Source organism: Mycobacterium shunyiense (assembly GCF_058270075.1).
In genome coordinates, this window is the sequence record NZ_JBZDPU010000001.1 from 107,584 (window position 1) to 133,551 (window position 25,968).

Below are 25,968 nucleotides of genomic sequence, written 5' to 3' on the forward strand. Positions count from 1 at the left end.
CCGTGCCCGCCGGCCCTACAACCGGGCCGGAACATCGATCGAGGTATCCACCGGTCGCATCGGGCGAATCAGCCCCTCCTGGGCGAACGACGCCAGCAGCTCGCCATCCTCGGTGTGCACCTGACCGCGGACATATGACATCCCCTGTCCGGCCGCGGTGCTCTCGTGGCTGTAGAGCAACCAGCCGTCCCACTCCACCGGCTCGTGGAAGCTGACCGCTGTCGACATCAGGGCGGTCGACAGCGTCGAGTGCGCCTGCGCCGTGCCGATCCCCCGATGCGGCCGCATGGTGGTGGAGATTCCGAGCTGCCCGGTGAAATACGCCAGCAGCGCCTTGGCGAGATCGTCCCGTTCGGGGATCGGGTCGTAGCGCAGCCAGGCATAGAGTTCGGGCGGCCCGACCTCCTCGGGACTGTTCACGTCGACCACATCGACCAGGCGCAACTCATGACCGGCCATGGCCCGCCCGGCAGGGTGGGCATCCTCGGGCGTCTCGACGTCGGGCCGCAACGCATGGTGACTGACGACGTCGCCCGTGGGCACATCGGCGAGGACCGTGACGGTCGCGCACAACCGTGAATCCTGGGCGACGGCCACCACAGCCGTCGCCGTCGAACGGCCCTCGTGCACCACGTTCACCGCCAGCTCAACGGTGGAGTCGATCTCGATCGGCCTGGTAAAGACCGCATGCGCCGAACGAATTGCCTTGTCGGGGCACCGCTTTGCCACCGCGACGATGGCCTGGCCCAACGCTTGCGTGCCCTTGGCCACCTGCCTGCCGTCGGTGCCTGCCGGTCCGGTGACGCCGACGAACCGGTCCGGTCCGGCCTGCGTCACATCGAACACCTCGAGCAGACCGGCGACAGACGCCTGTCGGGACATCAACACACCGGCACCAGATCGGCCTCGAGCAGGCCCGCAGATCGTCCGTACCGGAACAGTGTCTCGACCTGCCCGGTCGAACCCGGATTCGCCCCGGCGATCACCAACGCGTGAGCCTTGAACGCCAGCGCTGCCGCGCTCGGCTGGTACTGCACATGGTCCACGGCCCCGCTCAGACCGTCAGGGCCATGTGCCCCGAAAAAGACCACGCCGGTACCGGATCGGCGCACGGCGCGTACGTGGTCACCGGATTCGAACCGATCGGTCCCGATCGCCGTCATCGTCACCGCATCTGCCTCGGTCGACCACAGGCCGGTCAGATCAACGGCTTTCACCCCGAGGATCCGGAGTGCACGCTCGTCTGCACAGGCGTCGGCGGCGACGCTGACACGCCAGCCCGCCATCGCCCGGTCGAACAACCATCCGCCGATAGCCGACACCACGGCGGTGACGTCGGCGGCCACCACGTTGAGTTCGTACTGCAGGGTCTTGTCGGGCTGCGCCCGCGGCCCGGACAGCGGGCCAGTGCGGGCAACCGTGCCGTGCACATTGCCGCCGCGCGCTTCGGACAACTGTGCGGACATTCCTGACTGTAGGGACATAGGGCATCCAATCCGGGTCCAAAGGGCTGATCGGCCGGCACTCTCGACGGGGGTGTTGCGGTGTGGCCCGCCTCACCCAACAGCGTGACATTCTCAAGAGAATCTGTAAAGCTTCTATCTGGACGCAGCGATCGACCCCCCGAACGGACACCGCTGCGTTCGATGGCCGCGCCCATATCCATCAGTCTGCCAAAATGGAGGTCCCGCAATGAGTCTCGTCGCAGGGCGGGGTCCGTTGAGTACACAACCGGCCGGTTGGTTCACGCCACCGCTCGCGGGCGGCACGGTCTACGTCGAACCGCACCCGCGCCGTATTCAAGCCCTGCGCGGCGATGTCGCCGTGCTCGACACCGAACATGCCCTGATGGTGCACCGCGCCGGCCACCCGCTCAGCTATGCGTTTCCGAGCGACGAGGTCGGCGGCCTTCCGCATGCGCCGGTGGCCGAGGCACCGGGATACGTGACGGTGCCCTGGGATGCCGTCGACGCGTGGTTCGAAGAGGGACGCAAGCTGGTGCACTACCCGCCGAACCCCTACCACCGGATCGACTGCCGGCCGTCCCGCCGAGGCCTTCGGGTGACGGCCGCCGGGTCCGTTCTCGTCGACACCGACGACACAGTGATCGTCTTCGAGACGGCACTGGAACCGCGACTGTATGTGGACCCCACCCTGGTCCGCACCGATCTCCTGCAGCCCAGTTCGACCACGTCGTACTGCAACTACAAGGGCATCGCCGCCTACTGGTCGGCGGTCGTGGGTGACACCGTCATCGCCGACGTGGCGTGGAGTTACCCCGAGACCCCTCCGGAGTCCCTGCCCATCCAGGGATTCCTCAGCTTCGACACGACGCGGGTGGACGTACTCGCCGAGCTTCCCTCCTCGGGGGCGTCGGCAACCTGCGGCTGCGAGCTCTGATCACACCGGGAACACCGAGGAAGGCGAACAACTTTGGGCATCGTGACGACCAGTTCCGAAACCGCGTTCACACAATCGGCGGAGGAGATCTATGACTTCGTCACCAATCCGGCGAACTGGGTGAAGACCTACCCTGGGAGTGCGCACATCGGCGGACTACCCGAGCGGCTGCCGCTGGATGTCGGCGACACCTGGACCGAGGCCGGACCCGACGGCACGCAGATCTACACCTGGCACCTGGCGATCGCCATGCGACCGCGGATGTGGGTGTTCAACTCGGTAGGCCGGCTCGGCCACGATGCCGACGGCAACGGCGGCAGAGAAGGCCGCATCACCGTGCAGTACCAGTTCACCCGCCCGGGCAACGACATCACGCTGTTCAGTCGCACGATGACCATCGAGGCCTACAAAGATGCCCCGTTGCCGGATGCACTGTTCCGCGTGGTCAACCCGGCCAACATCGACGCCTATCACGCCGCTGTGGCCCGGGAGTTGAGCGGCGAGTCAAGCTAGCTGCCGCGGCTGAGCCGCGAATCAAGCCGGCACGGCTGAGACGCGGATCAGACGCCCGCACCGCCCTCGAAATCGTCGGACAGCGCCGCCGCCAACTGCAGGGTGCGGCGCCGGAACGCCGGCCGCAGCAGATCGAAATGGATCTCGGTGCCCGCGGCGATGTGTTTGTCCCACGGCAGCACGAACACCCGGCCCGGAGCCACATGCTTCTGGAACTGGTGCACCAGGTCGCCGGTGTTCACGTTGGGTTTACGGGGCCCGACGTGGTTGACCACCACGCAGGAGCGGTTGAGCAGGTCCTGGTACCCGTTGTGACGCAACCAGTCCATGGTCACCGCGGCCTGGCGGGCACCGTCGATCGAGGCACTGGCCACGATGACCGCACTGGAAACCGTCGCCAACACGCCGCGGCCGGCCGGCGCGAACATGTCGGCCGCGCAGTCGGCCAGCACCAGGTTGTAGTGCTTCGAGACAGCGGCGGTGGCCGCATTCCAGTCGGCGTCGTTGAAGGCCCGACTGGCACCGCTGTACTCATCGCTGGACAGCACTTCCAGCTTCGACTCGTTCATGCTGGTGTAGGCCCGGACGTCGTTGTAACGCGACAGGTCCTTGGCGGCCAGGAGATCGCTCACCGTCGCCGCGGACTGCCGTCCTGCCCGGTCGGCCAGATTGCCGCCGGCCGGGTCGGCGTCGACGGCGAGGATCCGGTCACCCCGAACCGCGCTCAGCACCGATCCGAGCGCCACGGTGACGGTGGTCTTGCCCACGCCGCCCTTCAGGCCGAAGACACCGATCTGGTGGGACTCACGGGCGGTGCGGCGCACCCTGGCGTAGAGGTCCAGTTCGTACAGCTCGTCGCGGGACAACCCCAGGTTGAGGCGAGTCGTGACATAGACCGCCCGCCGCCAGCCGCGCCGCGGCTGCATCTTGACCGAGGAGCGCACGCCGACGCGGGAGAGGTTGTCGATGGCGCGGGGCTCGCCCGGAGCGGCCGCCGGGACCGGTTGTTCCAGGATCCAGCTCCCGGCCGAGGACGACCCGCTGATCGGGCGGCCGGGGACCGGCGGGAGCTTGGTGGTGATCTCCGATTCGCGGGGAGCGGCGAAATTCGAGGTCAGAACGATGGGAGGAGTCGATACCCTGGCGTCGCCGTGGCGGGACCGTCCGCTCGGCAGGGCCGCGACCGGTCCGCCCAGCAGGGCGTCAAGTCCGCCGTATCCCAGAGGTTCCCTGGCGTGTTTGGCGTCGCCGGAGTACATGAGCCGGTCGTCGTCGGCCGACATAGTTACCTCTCAATCGCTTACTCGCTCCCGACGTACCCGGGTTGACCCCTCAGGCGTGCCGTAGCCATCGTCGCACCGGCCGCACAGATTTGTCCGTGCGAAATCCGGATAGAACAGACCTGCATTATTGCCCACAACGTCGATCGCAACCACCGCCGTGCTGGCCAGCTACCGCGTCATCCGTGCAGGGCGCGGCGCATCGCCGCACCTTGTAGTGCGAAAAGCTGGTGGCTGACCTCCCACTCGGGAAGCAACGAATCGAACCCGTGGCACGTCCCGGGAAACAGATGCAGTTCGGTGGCAACGCCGTCGGCGAGCAGCCTGCGCGCATAGTCGAGTGCCTCGTCGCGCAGCGGATCGAGTTCCGAGCAGGTGATCAGTGCCGGCGCCACACCGGCCAGGGTGGCGGCCCGGGCGGGCACCGCCGCCTCCGGAACGTCCCTCGCGCCCGCATAGTGCCGCCACATCGCCACCGTTGCCGGGCCGTCGAAGCCCGGGGTGTCGGAGAATTCCTGCTTGGAACGGGTGGGCCGGTCATCGAGCACGGGCTGATGCATCGCCTGGAACACGATCGGTGGAGCGGAACCGGCTGCGGAGTGCTGGGCCAGCAGCGCGGCCAGCGCGCCGCCGGCGCTGGTGCCGGCAACTGCGATGCGGCCGGCATCGATGTCGAGTTCCCCGGCCAGCGTGGCTGCCCAGTTGAGCACCACCATCGCATCGTCGAAAGCGGCCGGATACGGATACTCGGGCGCCAGCCGATAATCCATCGCGATCACCGTGCACCTGGCCCGCCTGGCCAACTCCACGCATTGGATCTGGTCGGTGTCGAGATTGCCGAGGACGAAGGCACCCGAATGGCAGTAGACGACCACCGGCGACGGCGACGGTCCACCGCGGTAGATGCGAACCGGGATGGTGCGCCGCCCGAGTGCGACGCGGGCCCCGACGATCTCCACACCGGGGGTGTCCAGCACCTGCGCAGCGTCCCGCCGACGCTGATCCAGCGAGGTACGCACCACGCCCAACTGCTCGGCGCTCAGGTCGGTCCGGGCCTCGGCAAACCCGTGTAACGCGGGGTCGAGGCGCTCCAGCCAGGCCATGGCTCAGCCGTCCGTCCGATCGGCGGCCGCGGGGACCCGGGCCGGGTAGTTGATGGGCGGTTCGAAAGTGTAGTCCGCGGACCGGAACCGGCGGGTCATCGACCAGAAAGCTCGGGCGCTGCGCGGCCACTGGGTGACCACCCGGCCGCTCGGGGCCCGGAAGTAACTGCTGCACCGGGTCAGCCACACGGTGCCCTGCATCCACCGGTCGATGTCGGCGAGAAACGCGGCCATCGCGCCGGGACGCACCGCCACATAGGACTTACGTTTGCGCCGAAGGTGTTTCAGGGCCCGCACCACGTAGCGGGCCTGCGCCTCGAGGATGAAGATGACGCTGTTGGAGCCGACATTGGTGTTCGGCCCGTACAGCATGAAGAAATTCGGGAAGCCCGGCACCGTCATGCCCAGGTAGGCGAATGCCCCGTCACTCCAGGTGTCGTGCAGCGACGCCCCGCCTTCACCGGTCACCTCGATCTCACCCAGGTAATCGGCCGCCGCATAACCGGTGGCGCACACCACGACATCGACGTCGAGTTCCCGGCCGTCCTCGGTGACCAGGGACCGGGCCCGCAGCGCACGAGCCGGGCTGGACACCACCTCGACGTTGGGCTTGGTTAACGCCGCGATGAAATCCGGGGAGAACACCAGTCTCTTGCACCCCAGCGGGTGATCCGGGGTGAGCCGGGCGCGCAATTCCTCGTCGGCGACGGTCGATTCGAGGAGGTTGAGTGCAATCGCCTTGAACTCTTGGGTCTTGTCGCTGCCGTTCTCGATGACCGCGATGTTGGATTCACTGCGCAGCCACAGCCGGGTCCGGTAGATCTTCTTCGCGAACGGCACATGCGCGAACAGCCAGCGTTCCCGGTCGGTGTACGGGCGGTCGGGCTTGGGCAGCACCCAGGTCGCCGAACGTTGCACCGAGTACACCTTGTCGGCCACCTTCGCCAGTTCCGGAACCACTTGGGAAGCAGTCGATCCGGTGCCGAGAACGGCTACCCTGGCACCGTCGAGCGCCACGCTGTGATCCCATTCAGCGGTGTGCATGACGGTGCCGGTGAACGGCTCCTCGGCCACCAGATCCGGTTGCAGCGGCTGGGTGAACAGTCCGATGGCGGACACCACGATGTCGAAGCGGTGCTGCCCTCCCGAGGCCGTGGTCAACAGCCAACTGTTGGTGTCGACATTCCACCGCGCCGAGGTGACCTCGGTGTTCAGCTGCAGATGCGGACCCAACCGGTAGCGCTCGGCGCAGCGCTCGAAGTACTCGAGGATCTCCGGTTGCCCCGCCCACAGCCGGCTCCAGCCGGCATTGAGATCAAACGAATACGAGTAGAGGTGCGACTTCACGTCGCAGGCCAGACCTGGGTACGTGTTGATCCGCCAGGTTCCGCCGACCCCGTCCTCGCGGTCGAAGATCGTGAAATCGTCGAAACCCGCCTTCTTCAGGAAGATTCCGAGCGCCAGCCCACCCGGACCGGCACCGATGATCCCGACTGACAGTCTTGAACCGGGCACCTGCGTCATCCGATCTGCAGACATTGGCCGCCGTCGATGACGAGCTCCGAACCGGTGATGAACGCCGCCTGGTCGGACAATAGGAACGCCACCGCGTCGGCCATCTCGCTCGGCTTGCCCAGCCGCCCCAACGTGGCCCGCTCCGCCAGCCGGGCCTGGGTGGACTCGTCGAGCATCGGCGTCTCGACGGGGCCGGGAAAGATCGAGTTGACCCGGATCCCGTGACGGCCGAGTTCGGCGGCCGCCACCTGCGTGAGGCCGCGCAGTGCCCACTTCGACGAACCGTAGGCCGCGTGGTGCGGAAACGGGCGGATCGCGCCGGTGCTGCAGGTGTTCACCACCGCGGCGTTGTCCGCGCGCCGCAGCGGCTCGAGCGCTGCCTGCAGTCCCAGGAACGGCCCCAGGCAGTTCACTCGCCACAAGCCCTCGAAACCGCTCGGGGTTTCCTCGGCGATCGAGGCACTGTGCAGCACACCGGCGTTGTTCACCAGTGCGTTGAGCCCACCAAATCGGGCCACGGTGGCCGATACGGCAGCTTGCCAGTGCTCTGACGATGTCACGTCGAGCTCGACAGCCAACACATCGTCGCCGAACTCCATTGTAGTAGGGGTGAGTTCGTCGATCAGATGATCCCCCGCGGTCACCCGGTAGCCGTCGGTCACCAGCCTGCGCACGATGGCCGCGCCCTGGCCCCGGGCAGCTCCGGTCACCAAGGCCACCCGGGTGCGGCCGGGCTGTGGTCCTGCGTTCAGTTGTAGCCTCCTCGTTCGGTGCCGGTCGCGGCTTGCGCGGGGGCAGACGGACCGTCGGTATTTCCTGTTGCCTCGTTGAGGTGTTCGGTGGCACCCCGGCGCAGCGCCTGCGATTCCGAGGCCAGCGTGATCATCTGGAACCCCAAGTCGGCCATGGCCTTTCCGAGTTTTCCTGCGCCGGCATGGATCCCGGAGACCAGTCCGGCCGCATGGGCGGCAGTCCGGATCGCGACCATCGCCGCCCGCACCTCGGGATGCGTCCAGGCATCGGACAGTTGGTAACCCATCGAGATGGCCAGATCAGCCGGGCCGACGTAGATCCCGGTGAGGCCGGGCACCGCGCAGATCTCGTCGGCAGCAGCCAGACCCCGCGCGGTCTCGATCATCGCGAACACACTCACCCGGGCTTCCAGCGCTGCGGTGTCGTGTCCCAGACCAGCACGCAACGGCCCGAAGCTGCGTATCCCGGCGGGCGCATATCGCGTAGCCGCCACCGCCGAGGCGGCCTGCTCGGCCGATTCCACCATCGCGATGATCACCGCGTCAGCGCCGGCGTCGAGCACCCGGCCGATCGGTGCGGGATCGGCCGAGGGCAGGCGCACGGCGGTGGCGATCGGCACGTGCTCCAGGCGCCGCAACAGCAGCGCCACGTCCGCATCGTCGAGATACCCATGCTGAACGTCGAATCCGACGTAGTGGTATCCCGCCGCGGCGAACTCCTCGGGCCCGAGGATCGTCGGCCCGACCACCCATCCACCCCAGACCTGGGAGTTGGATGCCAACGCGTCCTGCAGGCGACTGGGGTTCATCGGGTGATCGCAATCTTGACGCGCCCGGGCACCGGACGACAGGCCAGTTCGAATGCCGCCTGCACATCGTCCGAGCCGAAAGTGTGGGTCACGTAGCTGGGCAAGAGGTCGGGATGCTCCCTGGCAAACTCGTCGGCCCGGCGCAGCACGCGCTGACGGTCCAGTGTCACACCAGATTTCAGGGTGAGGTTGTTCCGCAACATCGTGCGCATGCTGATCGGATAGCTGTCGTCGTCGGGCACCCCGAAGTAGAACACCGTGCCCCCGAACGCGGCGGCTTCCAACGCGTGGTTGAGCGTGGCGACCTGGTGCCCGACCGCCTCGATGACGACATCGGGCTTGTCCGCGTGTTCCAGATGTCGGACCCAACGGTCACTGGTGGCCCGGACCGCGTCGTCAACCCCGAACTGGGCGCTCACCGAAGAACGATCCACCGGATCCACCCCGGTAACCCGTGCGGCACCGAAAGCCTTTGCCACATAGGAGAACAACAAGCCGATCGAGCCCTGTCCGATTATCGCGACGTGACGGCCTTCCAGAACCGGCAGTTGTTCGACGGCGTAGAGGACACACGCCAGCGGCTGCAGGCCGACGGCCTGTTCCGGCGTCAGCGCTGGATCGTAGGAGACCAGCCCGGCTCCGTCGGCGATCACGCGGCCCATCAGACCGTCGAAACCCGACGCCCACCCCACCACCCGCTCGCCCGGCCGGTGGTCCGGATGGCGGCTGGCCAGTACCTCGCCCACGATCTCGTGGATGGGGAAGCCGTTCATCTCCGCCGCGCAGCATCCGGTGTCCCCCGGCAGCTTGCCTTGGGTTCCACGGAATCCCGGGAGATCGCTGCCACAGATACCGGCGGCCAGGAAGTCGAGTAGTACCTGGCCGTCGGCCAAAGATTCCGGCGATGGTTCTGAAACCTCTTGCCGCTCGAACGTAAATGGAGCGACGAGTCGATACGACCACACGTCACACCTCCACGGGAATGTTGTTCCAGCCCCACTGGAAACTCGACGGCGGCCGGGATGCCGAGGCCTCGTCGATGCGGTAATCAGGCACGCGCTTGAGGAATTCCTGGATCATGATGGTGATCTCCAGCCGGGCCACGTGTACGCCGAGGCAGAAATGCTGCCCGTGGCCGAACGACAACAGCCGTTCGATGGGCCGGTTCCACACGAAATCGTCCGGATTTTCGTACTCCCGTTCGTCTCGGGCGGCCGACGCCAGCAGTGTGATGACCCGTTGCCCGGGATTGATGGTGGTGCCGTGAACGGTGTACGGCCGCCGCACCGTCCGGGCGAACCACTGCGCCGGGGCGCTGTGCCGGATGATCTCCTCGCGGGCGACCGGCACGTTGGCGTCCAGATCGGAACGTACCGCGGCCAACTGGTCGGGGTGCCGGAGCAATTGCCACAGCCCGGTCGCAGTGATCTTCGGAACCGTCTCGGTGCCGCCGATGAACACGCCGAGCATCTGCACAGCGGCTTCCATGTCCCCGAACGCCGATCCATCCGGCAGCCGGAAGTCGATCAGGGCATCGGCGATCGGCACGCTGCCGTCGTGACCGGCTGCGCGCCGCCGCTCGATGATCGGGGTGAGGTAGGACAGGTAGCCGGGGCGGGCGTTGCCCACCTCCACCCCCTCCCCGGGTTGCGCGAGGCTGCCCGCGTTGACCGTGGCCAGCACCTCCGGCGCGAGATCGACTGGCAGTCCGACGAACTCGCACACCATCGCGGCGGCGACGATGCCACCGTAATCCTGCGTGAGGTCGAAGGTGCCGCGTGGCAGCAACTCGTCCAGGCGCTCGTTGGCCAACGTTCGGATCCTCTCGGCCAGCTTGGCCGCCGACCGCGGCCGAAACTGCGCCGAGGTGCACCGCCGCACATTCTCGTAGAGCGGGGAATCGAAGTTGGCGTGGAAGGGCATGGGATGAAGCGGCGGATCGGGCACCGGGCCGTCGTTGCGGTTCGCCAGCACGTTCGCGGCCGGCAGGGTCCCCTCCGAGGCGACGAAGGTCCCGTCGTTGAGTCCGAGCACGTTCCAGATGTCGTCGAACCGGGACAGCGCGTAGGTGTCCCATTTGTCGATGTAGTACACCGGGTACTCGTCGCGCAGGATCCGGTAGTACGGCAGCGGGTTGGCCATCACGTCCGGATCGAACGGATCGTAGGTGAAATCCTGCAGCACGGGCTGATTCACGGCAGTCCTACTTCAGCGGCGACGGCGGCAGGGCTGAAAGAATGGAATCTTCCCAGCCGTCGCGAAGCGCGGGCGCCACGCTCATCCAGGTGACGATCTCCGCGGGCGGATTGCCCTTCCACGACGGGTAGTGGTTCTCGAAGCAGTCCCAGTCGTCGTCGAGTGCCCAGTAGTGGATCACCTCGTTGAACCGGAAGGTGGTGATGAACGAACCCAGCCAACGCTTGCCGGTGCTTTCCGACCACGGCACATACAGCCGCTCGAGTTCCCGGATGTAGTCGTCCTGACGTCCGGGCTTGGTCTCCATGATCTCCTGGATCACCAGGCCCGCACCGAAGTTCGCCTCTCGCAACTGTGCGAGTGTCCGGTTGTACTTGCCGGCGTACATGATTCGGCCCTCACCACGGGCCCCGATCTCGGACAGGTAGGACGCCCACTGCAGTGCGGGCTTCTCGTGGCTGCCGCCGACCGCCTGCGCCTTGCCGATCCGGGCGTAGTCGGCGAATGCGTCGATCTCCCAGATGATCGTCACCTGCGGCCAGTGCCCGTTGTAGGGCGTGGTTTCCCAGATCGAGAACAGCCGGGCTCCGAGGTCCTCCATCATCGGCTGATAGACCTCACCGAAGATTTCTGTGAACCGATCGGTTCGACCGGACCCAAGGTCGATGGTCTCGTGCAAGTACAGCAGCGTGTGGCCGTAGAACTTCTTCATCACGACGCTCCGGTGGTTGACAGTGACACCCTGCGAGCGTGACACTTGAGGCGTGTTTTGTAAAGGTGCGGGAACATGACGGCGGGAACCGACCAAACCGGGACAACCGAACTGGCACAGGGTTTCTGTTTTGGTGAAGGCCCGCGCTGGTTCGAGGGTCTGCTCTGGTTTTCCGACATGTTGGGCGAGGCCGTGCACACGGTCACGCTGGCAGGCTCCATGACCACGCTGCCTGTCCCCGGACATTCCCCGTCCGGGTTGGGTTTTCGGCCCGACGGCACCCTGCTGATCGTGTCGACCGAGCGCCGCCAGGTGCTGCGCTACGACGGCGACGCAGTCGAACTTCTGTCCGATCTGACCGACCTGGTCCCCGCCGCCCTCGGTGACATGGTGGTCGATGAGCACGGCCGGGCCTATGTCGGATCGCAGGCCCGTACGGATGGGGTGATCGTGCGCATCGACCCCGACGGCACCACGGCTGTCGTCGCCGAACATCTCGACTTCCCCAACGGCATGGTGATCACCCCGGACGGCGCCACCCTGATCGTCGCGGAGTCCACCGCACGACGACTGAGCGCCTTCACCATCGGCGCCGACGGCGGCCTCACCGATCGGCGGGTGTTCGCCGAGAGGCTCGACGGCCCTCCCGACGGTCTCGCGATCGACGTCGAGGGCGGGGTGTGGGCGGCATTGACGTTGGCCCACGAGTTCCAGCGCATCGCGCCCGGCGGATCGGCCATCACGCATCGAATCGAAACCGACGGACGTACCGCGATCGCGTGCGCCCTCGGCGGTGTCGAGGGACGCACGCTGTTTCTGGTCACCACCACCGACGCCTATCCGGAGCGACTGATCGGCACCAAACTGTCGCGGGTCGACGCGCTGATGGTCGAAACGCCCGCTCCGGGCGATCACGACTCACATCACCACCACTGACGACAGGTAGACATGTCTGACTCTTACTACGAGCTGATCGACGAGAACGATCCGATCGGAGCGAAATTTCGCGCGACCGACATGGCGCGCGGCACCTGGTCGGCGGCGATCCAGCACGGCGCCCCGGTATCGGCGTTGCTGGTGCGGGCGCTGGAAGTGTGTGAGCACCGTGCCGAAACCCGGTTGAGCCGGGTGGCGATCGATCTGATGGGCGGCGTGCCGTCGGAAGGTGATCTGTGGGTACGTGCGCAGCTGGAGCGACCGGGCAAGCAGATCGAACTGGTCAGCGCCGAAATGCTGGCGACCGGGCCCGATGGTGATCCCCGGGTGGTGGCCCGGGCCAGCGGTTGGCGGATGTTGCGGCTGGACACCACCGCGGTCGCGCACACCGGGGTCGAGCCGCTACCACCGCTCGAGCAGGCCCGCAGCCGCGACATGGCCAAGAACTGGGAGCCCAACTACGTGCACAGCGTGGACTGGCGCTGGCTGGCGGTGCCGCAGGCCCCCGGGCCCGGTGAGTCCTGGCTCAAGCCGACGGTCGACGTGGTCAAGGGTGAGCCGATGACGCCGTTGCAGCGGCTGTTCGCGGTGGCCGATGACGCCAACGGAATCGGCTCCAAGATCGACATCCGAAAGTGGACGTTCCTCAATACCGATCTGGTCGTGCACATCCACCGAGTGCCGGACGGCGAGTGGATCGGCATCCGTGCCGACACCAACTATGGGCCCGACGGTATCGGCACCACGGTCGGGACGCTGTTCGACCAGAGCGGTGCGGTCGGCGCGATCCAACAGTCGGTGCTGGTGCGGCCGCGTCCGCCCAAGCGTTCCTAACGCGAGCAGACACTCAAGTACCCGTCAATAGCGCTTTTTGGGTACCTACGCGTCTGCTCGCCGAAGAACGTCACGGGTCAGGTCGGCGACGCTCGCCACGCCCATCAGCGTCAGCGTCGACCGGATCTCGGCAGCCAGAATGTCGAGCACTGCGCCCACCCCCGCGCCACCGGCAACGGCCAGTCCGTAAAGGTAGGGCCGGCCGATCAGTACGGCGTCGGCGCCGAGAGCCAACGCCGTCACGATGTCGCTACCGGTTCGCACGCCGCTGTCCAGCAGCACGGTGGCGCGGCCGCCGACCGCGTCCGCGATGTCGGGCAACGCGTCGACCGACGCGATCGCGCCATTGAGTTGACGCCCACCATGATTGGACACCACCACCCCGGTGGCGCCCACGTCATCGATCGCGCACACCGCATCGCCGGGTTCCAGCACGCCTTTGACGAGGAACGGCCCGTCCCAGCGCTCGCGGAGCGCGGCGACGTCACGCCAGCTGAGATCCGGCCGCATCCGGCGATTTTGGATGCTGACGGATTCCACCGCCCCTTTCGCTCCGGCGGTATGGGTGAGACTGCGCATCGTCATCCGCTGGTGTCGCAGCAGCCCGTACCACCAGTGCGGCCGGATCGCGGCGTCGGCGATCCGGCGCGGAGTGAGGATCGGCGGGTGCCCCATGCCGGTGCGTCGCTCCCCCGTCCGGTTGCCCTGCACGGGAACGTCGACCGTCACCACCAGGGTGCGATACCCGAAGTCACGAGCCCGGCTGAGCATCGAATCCGAGAACGGGCCGTCGCCCCAGGGATACAGCTGGAACCAGTGGTCGGCCGAGGTTCCCGCCGCGACTTCCTCGATGGAGTACGACGACGCCGTGGACAGCGTCAGACGGGTTCCGACACGTTCGGCGGCTTGCGCGGCGGCCAGTTCACCCGACCAGTGCGCGAGGCCGGTGAGTCCCGTGGGGGCCAGCACCACTGGCAGTTCGAGGCGCTGCCCGTCGATCGTCACTCCCACGTCAGCGCCTGGGTGCCCGGCCAGAACCCGTTGGCGTAGAGACCAACTCGAAAAGGCGCTGCGATTGGCACGCAACGTGCGCTCGTCTTCGGCCCCGCCGTCGAGGTAGGCCCACACCATTTTCGGCAGTACCCGGCGCGCCACGTCCCGATAGTCCTCGACCGTGACCAACGGGGTCGGTGTGCGCAACCGGTACTGAAAGGCCGGGCTCATTTGATCGCGATGGGCGTGACGGGTGAGCCGACCGCGTTGCTGATGTGCAGCGGCGGCGCCACGAACAGGAAACTCCACAGGCCGTCAGCAGCACAGTCGGCGGCCAGCTCGTCGAGATCGAGGATCTCGGCCAGCGGCATGCCCATGTCGCGGATCAGGATGCAGTGCAGCGGCAGCGTCTCCCTTGTCTCGCTGGGGATCACCTCGATGGCCCAGTTGTCGCTGCCCACCGCTGCGACGCCACGGTCATGCAACCAGCGCGCACAGTCGATGCCAAGGCCCGGCTCGGTGGACATCCAGTCGTCGCGGCCCTGCGCCAGCAGCCTGCCCCGCCACCCGGTGCGCACCAGCAGGAAGTCGGCCTCGCCGACCGTCACGCTCTGCGCCTGTTCGGCCGCTTCGAGATCGGCCGGGGTGATCGCGGTACCGCCTTCGAGCCAGTCCACTCCGTGCAACCGGGCGATGTCGAGCAGCACCCCGCGCCCGGCGATCTTGTCGGTGAAGGCGTCGACAGCCAACTGACGGGCTCCGGCACGGGTGCGGACCTGGTCGGTCGAGTAGCCGTTGTACAGCTTGTCGTCGTAGGCGACGTGCGACAGGGCGTCCCACTGGGTGCCGGACTGCAACGGCATGATGATCCAGTCGTCGGCGACTTGCAGACCGTGCGGTTCCCAGTCGTCGGGCTGCATGGACATCAGGTGAACCGGGTTGAGCCGGCCGCCGATACCGCTCTGGGGACCGTCCTTGCCCACCGGGATGCTCAGCTGAAACACCTTGCCCGAACGGACTTCACCGGCCGCGGCCTGCACGTGACGTGGCTCGACGAGGTTGAGGGTGCCGATCTGATCATCGGGCCCCCATCGGCCCCAGTTGGACAGTTCCCGGCCGAGGTCTTTGAAACTCACGCTTTACAGAATTGCACAATATTGTCAACATGACATCTATGGTCGCCGCCCATTTTCCGCTGCTGTCGTTCGACACCACCGACCCGGCGTTCGTCGCCGAGCCGTGGGAGCGGTACCGCGAGATCCGGGATCTGGGCGGAGTCGTCTTCAACGAGCGGATCAACCGCTGGATGGTCGGCGAGTTCGACCTGGTCAAGCAGATCCTCAGCGCACCTTCACGGTTCGGCTCCGAACGCGGCCAGGTGGAGCACGCCGCGGTGTTCGGCGGACCGACGATGGAGTTCTACGACGGTCCGCACCATGATCAGATCCGGTCGATCTGGTCCGGCGATTTCCGCCCCAGGACCTTGGCACGGCTGCGCCCGGTGATCACCGAGATCGTCCGGTCAAGGCTGGAGCCGGTCGCCGCCAGATTGCGTGACGGGGAAACCGTCGAGGTGGTCTCGGAGCTCACCCGCGGCATACCGACGGAGGTGATCGCGCACATGCTCGCAGTCGAGCCGGAGATGGTCGGCCAGTTCACCGCGTGGAGCGACGCGATGGGCGCTTCCGCCGAGGGCTACAGCATGCCGAACGGGCACGGAGCTGACTTGATCGCAGCCGGGAAACACGCAACCGCCCAACTGAATTCCTACATTCGTGAGCAGTTGCCCCGCCGCGGCTGCCCCGCCGACGACAGCTGGGATCTGATCGGGACGATGGTCGCCCACGAATACGCGTGTGAGCACATGACCGAGCAGGAGATCGTCGCCAGCAACACCCAATTGGTGTTCGCCGGCAACGAGACCACCGCCAAGCTGCTCGCTCAGATCGTCGCGACGCTGGCCACACATCCGGATCAGCGCCGAGCCCTACAGGCAGATCGCACTCTGGCGCTGGACGCGGTGGAAGAGGTGCACCGCCTGGAAACGGTGTCGCACTCCATCTTCCGCGATGTGGTCGGTGACGGCGTGACCGTCGGTGACGTTGCCATGGCCGACGGTGAACGGATCACCCTGCTCCTGGGCGCGGCCAATCGCGATCCGCGACGCTGGGAGCAACCCGACGACTTCGACGTCACCAGGCGCAAGCTGTCGCACCTGGGATTCGCGTTCGGCCTGCACAGTTGTCTCGGGATGAACTTGGCTCGTCTGGAGGCCCAGATCTTCCTCGAGGAACTGATCGGCACCGTGGGTGACTGGCAGCTGGCCGGTCCGCTGGACTACGGCACCAACTACACGGTGCGCGGGCCGAGCCGGGTACTTGTGTCGCTGGGCTGACGATTCAGTCGCCCAATGGCCAGTTATGACACGAATTCCGGAAGATCGTGCGCATAGCTGGCCGGTCGACGTGATTCAGCCCTGCATCCGCAGAGCCCCAGCCGGACACTGAGTCACAGCTTGCTGCAATCGTTCCCGGTCGCTCTCGGGGTGGTCGTTGCCGTGGATGTGCACCATGCCCTCGTCGGAAACCTCGAACACGTCCTCGGCGATCGATTCGCAGATGCCGTGCCCGGTGCACTTGCCCAGATCGACTTCCACGCGCATGGCCGCGACCTACGCGATGTGCGCGGGCACGCGCTTGATGCCGTGCACGAAACTGCTGTACAGCAGTTCGGGCTCACCGAACTCGACGGCCTTGAGCCGAGTCAGCAACTCACGGAACAGATGTCGCAGCTCGGTCTTGGCCAGCTGATTACCCAGACAGAAGTGCGGGCCGCCACCACCGAAACCGACCTGCGGATTGGGCGAACGACTGAGGTCGAAACGGCCGGGCTCGGTGAACACCGACTCGTCCCGGTTGCCCGAACAGTAGAACAGGCCCACCTTGTCACCGGCCCTGATCTGCTGGCCGGCCAGTTCGACGTCCTCGGTGGCATGCCGCGCGAACTGGATCACCGGGGTGGCCCACCGAACGAATTCCTCGGTGGCCAGGCCGATCCGGTTGTCGAAATCCTCCAGCAGCCAATCCTTCTGGTCCGGGTTGGCGGCCAGTGCCATCATTGCGTGGGTGGTGGTCTGCTTGGTGGTGTCATTCCCCGCCGAGGCGAGCAGGATCAGGAATGCCCCGATCTCCTCGTCGGTGAGCCGGTGACCGTCGACCTCGGCGTTGACGATGCTGGTCATCAGGTCGTCACCGGGGTTGGCCCGCCGGAATTTGGCCAGCTCGACCCCGGTGTTCGAGATCAGCATGATCTCGTTGATGGTGGCCATCGCCCGTTCCTCGAGCGAGGAGTACTCGTCGTCGCTCATGCTGAAGAGCTTTTCGGCCGCCTTGGCCAGTGCGGGCTGGTCGGCGGCGGGCACACCGAGCATGTCGGAGATCGTCCGCATCGGTAGCTGCGCCGAGCACGCCTCGACGAAATCGACGTCGCCGGCACCGATCAGGTCGTCGACGACGGAAACCGCGTTGCGGTGAATCTGCTCCTCGATCTTGCGCACGTTCCGCGGGGTGAACGCCGAGCTGATCAGGCGGCGGTACGTGGTGTGCTCGGGCGGATCCATCATCAGGAAGAACGTGGCGAACTTCTGTACGTCGGCCGGCATCGGATCCAGCGCCACACCCTTGGTGGAAGTGAACAACTCAGGGTGCTGGCTCACGAACTGGATGTCGGCCCGGCGGGTGATCGCCCAGAAACCCGGCTCTTCGACGTCGAAGAGCGTCGAGAGCGGCTGATGCCAGCTCAGGCCGTCACCGGCCCGCAACCGAGCGAAAGTCTCGTCGCGCTTCGCGAACGGCTGGCTCCAGAAGTCGTGCGACGTGATGTCGAATGGGCTGTATTCGCGTGCCTGCGGTGAGCTGGCAACTGTCACGGTATTCCCTCCCTGCACGGCGTCCGACCACGGTGTCGCGCCACGAATTAGCGTGACAGTTCGTCGATAGTTTGTAAAGCTGTGGGCATGGCGGAAATATCGTCCATCGACGACGAGAGCAGTACCCGCGGCCGGATCCTGGCCGCCACCGCCGAGGTGCTCGGGGCCAACGGGATGACCAAGCTCAGCCTGTCCGAGGTGGCGATGCAGGCCGGGGTGTCCCGGCCTACGCTCTACCGCTGGTTCGCCTCCAAACAGGAGCTGCTCGACGCGTTCGTCGTGTGGGAGCGCCGGTACTACGAACAAACGGTGGCGCAGGCCTCCGCCGACCTGCCCGAGGGCGAGCACCTGGATGCCGCCCTGCGCACCGTAGTCGAGTACCAGCAGTCCTACCCGGGCCTGCGCATGGTCGATATCGAGCCCGAACACGTCATCAAACGCCTCACCCAGGTCATCCCGCTGATGCGGGACCGCCTGCAGCGGTTGACCACCGGGCCCGATGCCGACATCGCCGCTGCCACCGCGGTGCGGGTGGCGGTCTGTCACTACCTGGTCCGCAGCGATGACGCCGACGATTTCCTCGCACAGCTTCGCCATGCCGCCGGTGTCCGAAACCCGCATTGACCTGGGCAAGCCGCATCCGGCGCTACGCTGGCGGCGGTGACCGACTCCACTGATGCCATCGCCGGGCTCGACCTGACCGACCAGGCCGCGCTGGGCAGCGGCGCGAGCTTCTGGACCACCAAACCGATCGGCACGGTGCCGGCCATCATGCTCACCGACGGACCACATGGCGTCCGTCGTCAATCCGGCAGTGCGACAGATCATCTGGGCATCTCCGGCAGTGATCCGGCGACCTGTTTTCCGCCCGCGGTCGGGCTCAGCCAGACCTGGGATCCCGAACTGGTGGAACGGATCGGTCAGGCTCTCGGCGACGAAAGCCGTGCGCTGGGCGTCCACGTGCTGCTCGGCCCCGGAGTCAACATCAAGCGCGACCCACGGTGCGGGCGCAACTTCGAGTACTACTCCGAAGACCCGCTCCTGTCCGGCACGCTCGGGGCGGCCTGGGTGCGCGGCGTACAAAGCCGTGGTGTCGGCGCGTCGCTGAAACACTTCGCGGCCAACAACGCCGAGCACGATCGCATGCGTGCCAGCTCCGACGTCGACGTCCGCACGTTACGTGAGATCTACCTGCGGACGTTCGAGATCGTGGTGCGCCAGGCCCGACCCTGGACCGTGATGTGCTCCTATAACCGGATCAACGGCGTCTATGCCTCGGAGAACACCTGGCTGCTGACCACGGTCCTGCGTGACGAATGGGGTTTCGACGGCGTGGTGGTCAGCGACTGGGGCGCGGTGTCCGACCGGGTCGCGGCGGTGGCCGCGGGCCTGGACCTGGAGATGCCGGCGACCGGTGGCAGCTCCGATGCCGAGGTGGTGCGCGCGGTCCGCGCCGGCGAGTTGGACGCGGCTGCCGTCGCACGGGCCGCCGCACGGGTGGCCGACCTATCGCGCCGTGCCACCCGGACAACCCCCGCTGCAACATCATTCGATGTCAATGCCCACCACGAGCTGGCCCGCGAGGCGGCCACTCGAGCCATCGTGTTATTGAAGAACGACGATGATCTGCTGCCGCTGGCGCCGTCAACCCTTGCGGTCATCGGCCGGTTCGCCCAGGAGCCCAGATATCAGGGTGGCGGCAGTTCCCATGTGAACCCGTCCCGCGTCGACATTCCGTTGGACGAGATCCGCAGGCTGGCGGGCGACCATCCGGTCAGCTACTCCTCCGGAACCGACGTCGCGGCTGCAGCCGCGGCCGCTGAATCTGCGGAAACCGCAATCGTTTTCCTCGGACTCACCGCCGAAGAGGAATCCGAGGGCTACGACCGCGAGCACATCGATCTGCCGCCCGAACAACTCGACATGTTGCGTGCCGTCGTCGAGGTCCAGCCGCGCACGGTGGTGGTACTGGCCCATGGTGGCGTGGTACGCCTCGACACCGTCGCCGATCTGGCCCCGGCGGTCATGGACGGGGCGCTGCTCGGGCAGGCCGGCGGCGGCGCGCTCGCCGACGTGGTGTTCGGCGTTGCGAACCCCTCGGGCCGGTTGGCCGAGACGGTGCCGCTGCGGCTGCAGGATTCTCCGGCCTATCTCAACTTTCCGTCCGAATCGGGTCACACCGTCTACGGGGAGCGGATGTTCGTCGGCTACCGCTGGTATGACACGCGGGATCTACCGGTGGCATTCCCGTTCGGCCACGGCTTGTCCTACACCCAGTTCACGTACTCGGATCTCGAGCTGGAGGCTACCGGTGCCGGTGTGACCGTGCGTGTGACGGTCACCAATACCGGAGACCGACCGGGCCGGGACGTGGTGCAGGCCTACGCCGGGCTACCCGGCTCCCGCGTCGGCAGGCCGGCGCGTTGGTTGGCCGGATTCGCTTCGGTCACCCTCGAACCAGGGCGCCGACAGACGGTCGAAATCGCCGTCGACCGAACCGATCTCGCGTACTGGAGCACGGATGCCGCCCGCTGGGTCGTGGAATCCGGCGGATATGAGGTGTCGGTGGGGGCATCAAGCCGAGACATCCGGCTGAGCGCGACGGTGACCGTCGCCGGCGACGAGCCGGCGCGGCCGTTCACCCGGGAGTCGACGCTGGGCGAACTGCTCGCCGACCCCACGGCAGCGCAGACCATCCTGACGGCGCTGGGTAGTGCATCCCCGTTCGGTGCTGCCGATTCCGCGCTCGGCAGCGACCTGCTGCGGATGCTGGAATCAGTGCCGGTCGGTCGGATGGTCGGGTTCTCGGCGGGCAAGGTCACCCGCGAGCAGCTCGATGAACTGCTCGCGGGCATCAACGCTCACCGATCCTGACCGCCCTGTAGCTCGGCCAGGATCTCGTCGGTGTGCGCCCCGAGGGTCGGGGCAACCATGCGTGGCTGCCACGGCGTGGCCGAGAAGTCGGCGGGGCTGGCCACCATCGGCACGGTCGACATGCCGTCGGGCACTTCGACGATGCCACCGGCAGCGTGGAACTGCTCGTCGGCGATGACGTCGTCGAGGCTGTTGATCGGCGACCAGAAGAAATCGGGCTCGCCATCGAAGAGCGGGGCCCAGTGGTCCATCGGATGGGCAGCGAAGATGGTGTCCAACTCGGCGATCAGCTCGCGGGCGTTGCGGTACCGGTCCCGCGCCGTGGCGAACCGGGTGTCGGTCAGCCAGTCCTCGCGAGCCACCACCCGGCACAGTGCGGGCCAGTGCCGGTCCCCCTGCAGCCCGACGATCCAGAAGCGCTTCCCGTCACCGGCGGCGTAGTTGTTCATACACGGGTTGGCCATTGCCTCGCGTTGACCGATCGCGATCTGTTCACCGCTCATCAGCACGGTGTTGAGATCGAAGCTGACGGTGTAGGCACCCTGCCGGTACAGCGAGGTGCTGACCAATTGGCCTGTGCCCGTGCGGTTTCTGGCGAGCAGCGCGGCGCACACCGCGGCCGCCAGCGTCATTCCGGCGGAGTGGTCCCCCATGCCACCGCGCTGAAACGGCGGAGTGTCGCCGGGGCGGGTGAGCAGATCGGCCACACCGGCGCGCGCCCAGAACGCGGCGACGTCGTAGGCCGCCCGATCCGCCTCCGGCCCGGTCAGGCCATAGCCGGTGACCAACCCGTACACCAGACGTGGATTGCGCGCCGCGACGGTCTCGAAGTCGAGTTCGAGCCGGCGCAACGCTGCCGGGCGCACATTTGTCAGGAAAACGTCTGCGGTAGAAAGCAATTCCCGTGCGTTGTCACGTCCCTCGGTGGTGGCAAGGTCGAGGACGATGCTGCGCTTGGACCGGTTGTCCATCTCGAAGGGCGGGTTGGCCGCCACGCCCAGGTCCGGATCGAGGCCGAGCATCCGACCGAAGGTTCGCGCCGGATCACCCGAGGGCGGTTCGATCTTGATGACGTCGGCGCCCCAGTCGGCGAGGATCGCTCCGGCGGCCGGCGCGGCGACCCACACGCCCAACTCGATGACCCGAAAACCCTCCATCGGACCCGCCATCAACGCTCCTTCCGAAAATGCTTTACAATCTGATTGAGATTTGTAAACTTGGCCAATGCTCACACCGGCCCGCCGCCTCGTCCCTGTCGCCGGCTTGGCCGCACATATCGGCCATGGCGTGCAACGTATCGCAACCGACGCGGCCGTCAGCCGAATGCGTGCAATGCCCCGCCGCATCGGCGACCTCGACCCGGCCTACCTGTCGCAGCTCACCGGGCGCAGGATCGAATCGGTATCGATCATCGGCGGTGACGCCGGCACGTCGTCGCGGGCGCGACTGGCACTGACGGGAGTCGACGCGCCGGAATCGGTCTTCGTCAAGATGCCCGCCGAAACCGCGGCCACCCGGATGATGGGCGAGCTGGGCCGGCTGGGGCACACCGAGGTGCGCTTCTACCAACAACTGGCCGACGGCCTGCCCGGAGTGCCCCGCGCCTACGGCGCCGCCTTCGATGCCCTGACCGGGCGGTACGTACTGGCATTGGAAGACCTGACGCTCAGCCCATGCGAGTTCACCGACACCCTGCATCCACTGGACAAGGACCGCGCCGCGCAGACCGTCGAGCTCCTGGCCCGGGTCCACGCTTCGTTCTGGGGGCGGCTGCCGGCCAGAACCGGCACCGGGCCGCTGGGCTGGCTGTATTCCGCGTCCGGGGACCACACCTCGCTGATGACCGGTTCCCTGCTCAAGCTGTCGACGAAACGGCTGGCCGAGAGCACCGACATACCGGTGGCCGACGGCCGGTTCATCGACGAGAACTATCGCGCGGCGGCCCAACTACTGGACCGGCCACCACACACCGTGATGCACGGTGACGCGCATCCGGGCAACCTGTTCTTCCGCGACGGCGAAGCGGGCCTGCTCGACTGGCAGGCCGTGCGCCGCGGCCATCCGGGCCGAGAGCTGGCCTACACGCTGGTCACCTGCATGACCACGGCCGACCGGCAGGCTGCCGAACGCGACCTGCTCGACGAGTACCGAGGCGCACTCGCCGCGGCGGGCGGACCGACACTGGGTCACGATGACCTGTGGGAGCGCTATCGGCTCGGTGCGATCTACGCCTACGCCGCACCGGTCATCACCGCCGGACTCGGCGGTATGCAGGATGAAGGTATCGCAATAGAAGGAGCCAGGCGGGGCGTGGCAGCCTTGGCCGACCTCGAGACTGTGGCAATACTCAAGAAGTTGCTGTGATGGTCCTACCATTTGGTGAACCACGAACAACCAAGGCCTGGACGTGAATGAACCTCTACCCGCGCAGCGGGACGCATCAGTCGAAGACACCTCGACACGCCACCGAATCCTGGTCGCGACGGCCGAGGTGCTGGCCCGCAGCGGTCAGACCAAGCTGAGCCTGTCCGAGGTGGCGCTGCAGGCTGGCGTTTCCCGGCCCACGTTGTATCGCTGGTTCGCCGACAAACAGGAGCTACTCGACGCGTTCGGTACCTACGAGCGCGAGATGTTCGACCACGGCATCAGCCGCGCGACCGTAGGCCTGCGCGGCAACGAGAAGCTTGACGCCGCACTGCGTTTCATCGTGCAGTATCAGCAGTCGTATTCGGGGGTCCGGCTGGTCGACATCGAGCCGGAAGTCGTGATCGCCCAACTGGCCAACGTCATCCCCCTCATGCGCGCACGACTGCTCAAGCTGCTGTCGGGCGCCAATGCCCCGGTCAAGGCGGCCACCGCGATCCGGGTCGCGGTCTCGCACTACATCGTGCGCAGCGATGACGGCGACCAGTTTCTGGCGCAGCTGCGTCATGCCGTCGGCCTGAAACAGCCCGACTCGAACTGAGAACTCCAGCCTCGCCGCTACTTGTTTCTGCTCGGTTCTGATTGTTTCTGCTCGGTTCTGAACCCCTTTCCGTCACGCCGGCGTGACTCTCGGCGCCGACCGCCACTCTGGCGTGACATTCGGAACTCTACGATCGCAGAGACTTCCCGATCGGTCAATCCTCGTTTTGAGGGGTGACACGACACGTAAATTTTGTAAAGCTATCGGCATGACTCAGGTGCAGAGCGACACCGGCGTGCTCGCCGGTGACGAGCGGATGCTCATCGACGGGGAACTCCAATACACCAGCGGCGGCGCGAAGTTCGACGTCGTACACCCCGCCAGCGAGCAGGTGGCGGGCCAGGCCACCGACGGCACGGTGGCCGACATCGAGCGTGCCGTCGGTGCCGCGCGACGAGCCTTCGACGAAACCGACTGGAGCCGCGACGTCGAGTTCCGCTACCACTGCCTGATGCAGCTGCACGACGCGCTGGATGCCGAGAAAGAGCGTCTGCGCCGGATTCTGGTCACCGAGGTGGGCTGTCCCGTGACCGTCACCGGCTCCCAGATCGAAGATCCGATCGGCGAGGTCAAGCACTGGGCCGAACACGGCAGGAATTTCGAGTACGTGGTCGACAATGGCGTCCACCAAACCCAGCTCGGGCCGGCGCGACGCAAGATCGCCTATGAACCGGTCGGTGTGGTCGGCGCCATCACCCCGTGGAATGTGCCGTTCTACCTCAACGTCGCCGAGACCGTTCCGGCCTTGATGGCCGGCAACACGGTGGTGCTCAAGCCCGCGCAGCTCACTCCGTGGTCAGGTACCGAGCTGGGTCGCATCGTCGCCGAGCACACCGACATTCCGGCCGGCGTGTTCAACGTCGTCGTCTCGAACGCCAATGAGGTCGGCGCCGCGCTGTCGGCGGATCCGCGGGTGGACATGATTACCTTCACCGGTTCGACCGCGACCGGACGCGCCATCTTGGCCGCCGGCGCGTCGACGGTCAAGAAGACGATGCTCGAGCTCGGCGGCAAGTCCGCGCACATCGTGCTCGACGACGCCGACTTCAACTCGGCACTGCCCATCGCGGCGATGATGGCCTGCGTCATGAGCGGCCAGTCCTGCATCCTGCCCAGCCGGATCCTGCTCCCCCGCAGCCGTTACGACGAAGGCGTCGAGCTCCTCAAGGGCGCGATGGAGCACTTCCCGGTCGGCGACCCGTGGACCCCGGGCATCATGCAGGGCCCGCAGATCAGCGCCACGCAGCGCGAAAAGGTGCTCGGGCTCATCAAGTCGGGTATCGATTCGGGCGCCCGCCTGGTCACCGGCGGCGGCGTTCCGGAAAACCTGCCCACGGGTTACTACACTCAGCCCACGCTGCTCGCCGACGTCGACCCCGATTCGCAGGTCGCCCAGGAGGAGATCTTCGGACCCGTGCTGACGGTCACCCCGTATGACTCCGACGACGAAGCGGTCGCCATCGCCAACAACTCCATTTACGGCCTGTCCGGGGAGGTTTCATCCGGTGACGTCGACCGGGCCTTCGGCGTCGCACGCCGCATCCGGACCGGCAACGTCACCATCAACAGCCGCAGCCACTTCGGTATCAACAGCCCGTTCGGTGGCTCGAAGCAGAGCGGTCTGGGCCGGCGCAACGGCGAGGAAGGCTTCAAGGAGTACTTCGAATCCAAGACCATCGGGATGCCCGAATAGTGAGCGAGCATTCCGACATCTCGGCCCTGCTGTACCGGTACGCGCGGGCGGTCGACTCCAAGGACTGGGAGCTGTACCGGTCGGTGTTCACCGAGGACGCACACATCGATTACTCGTCGGCGGGGGCCGTCGTGGGCAGTCGCGACGAGGTGGTCGACTGGTTCGCCGCCAACTTCGGGGTGATCCCGTGGAGCATGCACTACATCACCAACGTCGAGATCCTGGAAAGCGACGGCGACGCCGCAACGGTGCGGGCGATGTTCTACAACCCCATGCAGTTGCCCGGGATGGCCGAGATCAGCGCGTGCGGCGGGTACTACCATCACGAGTTGGTGCGCACCCTCGACGGTTGGCGCAGTCGCAGTCTGCGCGAAGAGAACCTGTGGTTCACCAACGCGCCGGGTCAAGCCTGACGACCCACGTTGACATTGAATCGACGCAGACGTCTACTCGACCTTTTGCACC

The 25,968-nt window shown here is 66.6% G+C and carries 26 protein-coding genes; 11 read left to right on the forward strand and 15 right to left on the reverse strand.

What is annotated here, in order from left to right; genetic code table 11:
* Positions 1-15: 15 nt before the first annotated feature.
* Positions 16-882, reverse strand: a complete 867-nt coding sequence (locus AC4ELH_RS00540; RefSeq protein WP_448446737.1) for an acyl-CoA thioesterase — start codon at positions 880-882, stop codon at positions 16-18.
* Positions 882-1,466: a hypothetical protein gene (locus AC4ELH_RS00545; RefSeq protein ID WP_448446739.1), complete on the reverse strand. Its 585-nt coding sequence runs from the start codon at positions 1,464-1,466 to the stop codon at positions 882-884. Before AC4ELH_RS00545 ends, AC4ELH_RS00540 begins: the two co-directional genes overlap by 1 nt.
* A 226-nt stretch (positions 1,467-1,692) precedes the next feature.
* On the opposite strand from AC4ELH_RS00545, the gene AC4ELH_RS00550 reads away from it, so the two are divergent.
* Positions 1,693-2,400: a DUF427 domain-containing protein gene (locus tag AC4ELH_RS00550; protein WP_448446741.1), complete on the forward strand. Its 708-nt coding sequence runs from the start codon at positions 1,693-1,695 to the stop codon at positions 2,398-2,400.
* Positions 2,401-2,433: 33 nt separating this feature from the next.
* Positions 2,434-2,913, forward strand: a complete 480-nt coding sequence (locus tag AC4ELH_RS00555) for an SRPBCC family protein (protein ID WP_448446743.1) — start codon at positions 2,434-2,436, stop codon at positions 2,911-2,913.
* Positions 2,914-2,960: 47 nt separating this feature from the next.
* Here AC4ELH_RS00555 and AC4ELH_RS00560 read toward each other — a convergent pair whose 3' ends face one another.
* The 8 genes from AC4ELH_RS00560 to AC4ELH_RS00595 all read right to left on the reverse strand — a co-directional run bounded on the left by AC4ELH_RS00560 (position 2,961) and on the right by AC4ELH_RS00595 (position 11,280).
* Positions 2,961-4,196 carry a MinD/ParA family ATP-binding protein gene (locus tag AC4ELH_RS00560; protein WP_082941885.1) on the reverse strand — a complete coding sequence of 412 codons (1,236 nt, stop codon included), beginning with the start codon at positions 4,194-4,196 and terminating at the stop codon, positions 2,961-2,963.
* 176 nt (positions 4,197-4,372) lie between these two features.
* Positions 4,373-5,296: an alpha/beta hydrolase gene (locus tag AC4ELH_RS00565; RefSeq protein ID WP_448446745.1), complete on the reverse strand. Its 924-nt coding sequence runs from the start codon at positions 5,294-5,296 to the stop codon at positions 4,373-4,375.
* A gap of 3 nt (positions 5,297-5,299) precedes the next feature.
* Positions 5,300-6,835: a flavin-containing monooxygenase gene (locus tag AC4ELH_RS00570; protein ID WP_448446747.1), complete on the reverse strand. Its 1,536-nt coding sequence runs from the start codon at positions 6,833-6,835 to the stop codon at positions 5,300-5,302.
* Entirely contained in the window at positions 6,817-7,521 is a 705-nt protein-coding gene (locus AC4ELH_RS00575) for an SDR family NAD(P)-dependent oxidoreductase (RefSeq protein WP_448446750.1), read from the reverse strand. Before AC4ELH_RS00575 ends, AC4ELH_RS00570 begins: the two co-directional genes overlap by 19 nt.
* A gap of 38 nt (positions 7,522-7,559) precedes the next feature.
* Positions 7,560-8,372, reverse strand: a complete 813-nt coding sequence (locus AC4ELH_RS00580) for an HpcH/HpaI aldolase family protein (protein WP_064886926.1) — start codon at positions 8,370-8,372, stop codon at positions 7,560-7,562.
* The gene (locus AC4ELH_RS00585; RefSeq protein WP_448446752.1) at positions 8,369-9,337 is read right to left on the reverse strand and encodes a zinc-binding dehydrogenase; all 969 of its coding nucleotides are present in this window, start codon (positions 9,335-9,337) and stop codon (positions 8,369-8,371) included. Before AC4ELH_RS00585 ends, AC4ELH_RS00580 begins: the two co-directional genes overlap by 4 nt.
* Position 9,338: 1 nt before the next feature.
* Positions 9,339-10,514, reverse strand: coding sequence for a cytochrome P450 (locus tag AC4ELH_RS00590; RefSeq protein ID WP_064959970.1), 1,176 nt, complete (start codon positions 10,512-10,514; stop codon positions 9,339-9,341).
* Between the two features lie 61 nt (positions 10,515-10,575).
* Positions 10,576-11,280, reverse strand: a complete 705-nt coding sequence (locus tag AC4ELH_RS00595; protein ID WP_064886928.1) for a hypothetical protein — start codon at positions 11,278-11,280, stop codon at positions 10,576-10,578.
* A 75-nt stretch (positions 11,281-11,355) separates the two neighbouring features.
* On the opposite strand from AC4ELH_RS00595, the gene AC4ELH_RS00600 reads away from it, so the two are divergent.
* Both AC4ELH_RS00600 and AC4ELH_RS00605 read left to right on the forward strand, forming a co-directional pair.
* Positions 11,356-12,216, forward strand: coding sequence for an SMP-30/gluconolactonase/LRE family protein (locus tag AC4ELH_RS00600; protein WP_448446755.1), 861 nt, complete (start codon positions 11,356-11,358; stop codon positions 12,214-12,216).
* Between the two features lie 12 nt (positions 12,217-12,228).
* Positions 12,229-13,050: a thioesterase family protein gene (locus tag AC4ELH_RS00605; protein WP_448446757.1), complete on the forward strand. Its 822-nt coding sequence runs from the start codon at positions 12,229-12,231 to the stop codon at positions 13,048-13,050.
* A 45-nt stretch (positions 13,051-13,095) separates the two neighbouring features.
* On the opposite strand, the gene AC4ELH_RS00610 is transcribed toward AC4ELH_RS00605, so the two are convergent.
* Positions 13,096-14,274 (reverse strand): alpha-hydroxy acid oxidase, encoded by a 1,179-nt coding sequence (locus AC4ELH_RS00610; protein WP_498882968.1) that lies wholly within the window; start codon positions 14,272-14,274, stop codon positions 13,096-13,098.
* The gene (locus tag AC4ELH_RS00615; RefSeq protein WP_498882969.1) at positions 14,271-15,179 is read right to left on the reverse strand and encodes a cyclase family protein; all 909 of its coding nucleotides are present in this window, start codon (positions 15,177-15,179) and stop codon (positions 14,271-14,273) included. Before AC4ELH_RS00615 ends, AC4ELH_RS00610 begins: the two co-directional genes overlap by 4 nt.
* 29 nt (positions 15,180-15,208) lie before the next feature.
* On the opposite strand from AC4ELH_RS00615, the gene AC4ELH_RS00620 reads away from it, so the two are divergent.
* On the forward strand, positions 15,209-16,438 hold the full coding sequence (locus tag AC4ELH_RS00620) for a cytochrome P450 (RefSeq protein ID WP_498882970.1): 1,230 nt from the start codon (positions 15,209-15,211) through the stop codon (positions 16,436-16,438).
* 75 nt (positions 16,439-16,513) lie between these two features.
* Here AC4ELH_RS00620 and AC4ELH_RS00625 read toward each other — a convergent pair whose 3' ends face one another.
* Both AC4ELH_RS00625 and AC4ELH_RS00630 read right to left on the reverse strand, forming a co-directional pair.
* Positions 16,514-16,705 carry a ferredoxin gene (locus AC4ELH_RS00625; protein WP_448446765.1) on the reverse strand — a complete coding sequence of 64 codons (192 nt, stop codon included), beginning with the start codon at positions 16,703-16,705 and terminating at the stop codon, positions 16,514-16,516.
* A 9-nt stretch (positions 16,706-16,714) separates the two neighbouring features.
* Complete coding sequence (locus tag AC4ELH_RS00630) at positions 16,715-17,971, reverse strand: cytochrome P450 (protein WP_498882971.1); 1,257 nt, start codon at positions 17,969-17,971, stop codon at positions 16,715-16,717.
* 87 nt (positions 17,972-18,058) lie between these two features.
* On the opposite strand from AC4ELH_RS00630, the gene AC4ELH_RS00635 reads away from it, so the two are divergent.
* Entirely contained in the window at positions 18,059-18,595 is a 537-nt protein-coding gene (locus AC4ELH_RS00635; protein ID WP_064931210.1) for a TetR/AcrR family transcriptional regulator, read from the forward strand.
* 36 nt (positions 18,596-18,631) lie between these two features.
* Complete coding sequence (locus tag AC4ELH_RS00640) at positions 18,632-20,845, forward strand: glycoside hydrolase family 3 C-terminal domain-containing protein (RefSeq protein ID WP_498882972.1); 2,214 nt, start codon at positions 18,632-18,634, stop codon at positions 20,843-20,845.
* On the opposite strand, the gene AC4ELH_RS00645 is transcribed toward AC4ELH_RS00640, so the two are convergent.
* The gene (locus AC4ELH_RS00645; RefSeq protein WP_498882973.1) at positions 20,833-22,014 is read right to left on the reverse strand and encodes a CoA transferase; all 1,182 of its coding nucleotides are present in this window, start codon (positions 22,012-22,014) and stop codon (positions 20,833-20,835) included. The two genes, AC4ELH_RS00640 and AC4ELH_RS00645, sit on opposite strands and share 13 nt — an antisense overlap.
* 55 nt (positions 22,015-22,069) lie before the next feature.
* Between AC4ELH_RS00645 and AC4ELH_RS00650 the strand changes: the two genes are divergently transcribed.
* The 4 genes from AC4ELH_RS00650 (at position 22,070) to AC4ELH_RS00665 (ending at position 25,916) form a co-directional block, all read left to right on the forward strand.
* Positions 22,070-23,209, forward strand: a complete 1,140-nt coding sequence (locus tag AC4ELH_RS00650; RefSeq protein WP_064959911.1) for a phosphotransferase — start codon at positions 22,070-22,072, stop codon at positions 23,207-23,209.
* Positions 23,210-23,252: 43 nt separating this feature from the next.
* The gene (locus AC4ELH_RS00655) at positions 23,253-23,810 is read left to right on the forward strand and encodes a TetR/AcrR family transcriptional regulator (protein ID WP_064886940.1); all 558 of its coding nucleotides are present in this window, start codon (positions 23,253-23,255) and stop codon (positions 23,808-23,810) included.
* A 208-nt stretch (positions 23,811-24,018) separates the two neighbouring features.
* Complete coding sequence (locus AC4ELH_RS00660) at positions 24,019-25,503, forward strand: aldehyde dehydrogenase family protein (protein WP_498882974.1); 1,485 nt, start codon at positions 24,019-24,021, stop codon at positions 25,501-25,503.
* The gene (locus AC4ELH_RS00665) at positions 25,503-25,916 is read left to right on the forward strand and encodes a nuclear transport factor 2 family protein (protein WP_448446778.1); all 414 of its coding nucleotides are present in this window, start codon (positions 25,503-25,505) and stop codon (positions 25,914-25,916) included. The genes AC4ELH_RS00660 and AC4ELH_RS00665 overlap by 1 nt, the downstream gene beginning before the upstream one ends.
* Positions 25,917-25,968 lie beyond the last annotated feature (52 nt).

Bases quoted from the DNA above. Each gene is read 5' to 3' on its own strand.
- AC4ELH_RS00605 (WP_448446757.1), top strand. From the start codon at position 12,229: ATGTCTGACTCTTACTACGAGCTGATCGACGAGAACGATCCGATCGGA.
- AC4ELH_RS00650 (WP_064959911.1), top strand. From the start codon at position 22,070: ATGCTCACACCGGCCCGCCGCCTCGTCCCTGTCGCCGGCTTGGCCGCA.
- AC4ELH_RS00550 (WP_448446741.1), top strand. From the start codon at position 1,693: ATGAGTCTCGTCGCAGGGCGGGGTCCGTTGAGTACACAACCGGCCGGT.
- AC4ELH_RS00620 (WP_498882970.1), top strand. From the start codon at position 15,209: ATGACATCTATGGTCGCCGCCCATTTTCCGCTGCTGTCGTTCGACACC.
- AC4ELH_RS00645 (WP_498882973.1), bottom strand. From the start codon at position 22,014: ATGGCGGGTCCGATGGAGGGTTTTCGGGTCATCGAGTTGGGCGTGTGG.
- AC4ELH_RS00600 (WP_448446755.1), top strand. From the start codon at position 11,356: ATGACGGCGGGAACCGACCAAACCGGGACAACCGAACTGGCACAGGGT.
- AC4ELH_RS00610 (WP_498882968.1), bottom strand. From the start codon at position 14,274: ATGAGCCCGGCCTTTCAGTACCGGTTGCGCACACCGACCCCGTTGGTC.
- AC4ELH_RS00590 (WP_064959970.1), bottom strand. From the start codon at position 10,514: ATGGCCAACCCGCTGCCGTACTACCGGATCCTGCGCGACGAGTACCCG.
- AC4ELH_RS00565 (WP_448446745.1), bottom strand. From the start codon at position 5,296: ATGGCCTGGCTGGAGCGCCTCGACCCCGCGTTACACGGGTTTGCCGAG.
- AC4ELH_RS00635 (WP_064931210.1), top strand. From the start codon at position 18,059: ATGGCGGAAATATCGTCCATCGACGACGAGAGCAGTACCCGCGGCCGG.
- AC4ELH_RS00545 (WP_448446739.1), bottom strand. From the start codon at position 1,466: ATGTCCGCACAGTTGTCCGAAGCGCGCGGCGGCAATGTGCACGGCACG.
- AC4ELH_RS00660 (WP_498882974.1), top strand. From the start codon at position 24,019: ATGACTCAGGTGCAGAGCGACACCGGCGTGCTCGCCGGTGACGAGCGG.
- AC4ELH_RS00580 (WP_064886926.1), bottom strand. From the start codon at position 8,372: ATGAACCCCAGTCGCCTGCAGGACGCGTTGGCATCCAACTCCCAGGTC.
- AC4ELH_RS00560 (WP_082941885.1), bottom strand. From the start codon at position 4,196: ATGTCGGCCGACGACGACCGGCTCATGTACTCCGGCGACGCCAAACAC.
- AC4ELH_RS00570 (WP_448446747.1), bottom strand. From the start codon at position 6,835: ATGTCTGCAGATCGGATGACGCAGGTGCCCGGTTCAAGACTGTCAGTC.
- AC4ELH_RS00540 (WP_448446737.1), bottom strand. From the start codon at position 882: ATGTCCCGACAGGCGTCTGTCGCCGGTCTGCTCGAGGTGTTCGATGTG.
- AC4ELH_RS00625 (WP_448446765.1), bottom strand. From the start codon at position 16,705: ATGCGCGTGGAAGTCGATCTGGGCAAGTGCACCGGGCACGGCATCTGC.
- AC4ELH_RS00595 (WP_064886928.1), bottom strand. From the start codon at position 11,280: ATGAAGAAGTTCTACGGCCACACGCTGCTGTACTTGCACGAGACCATC.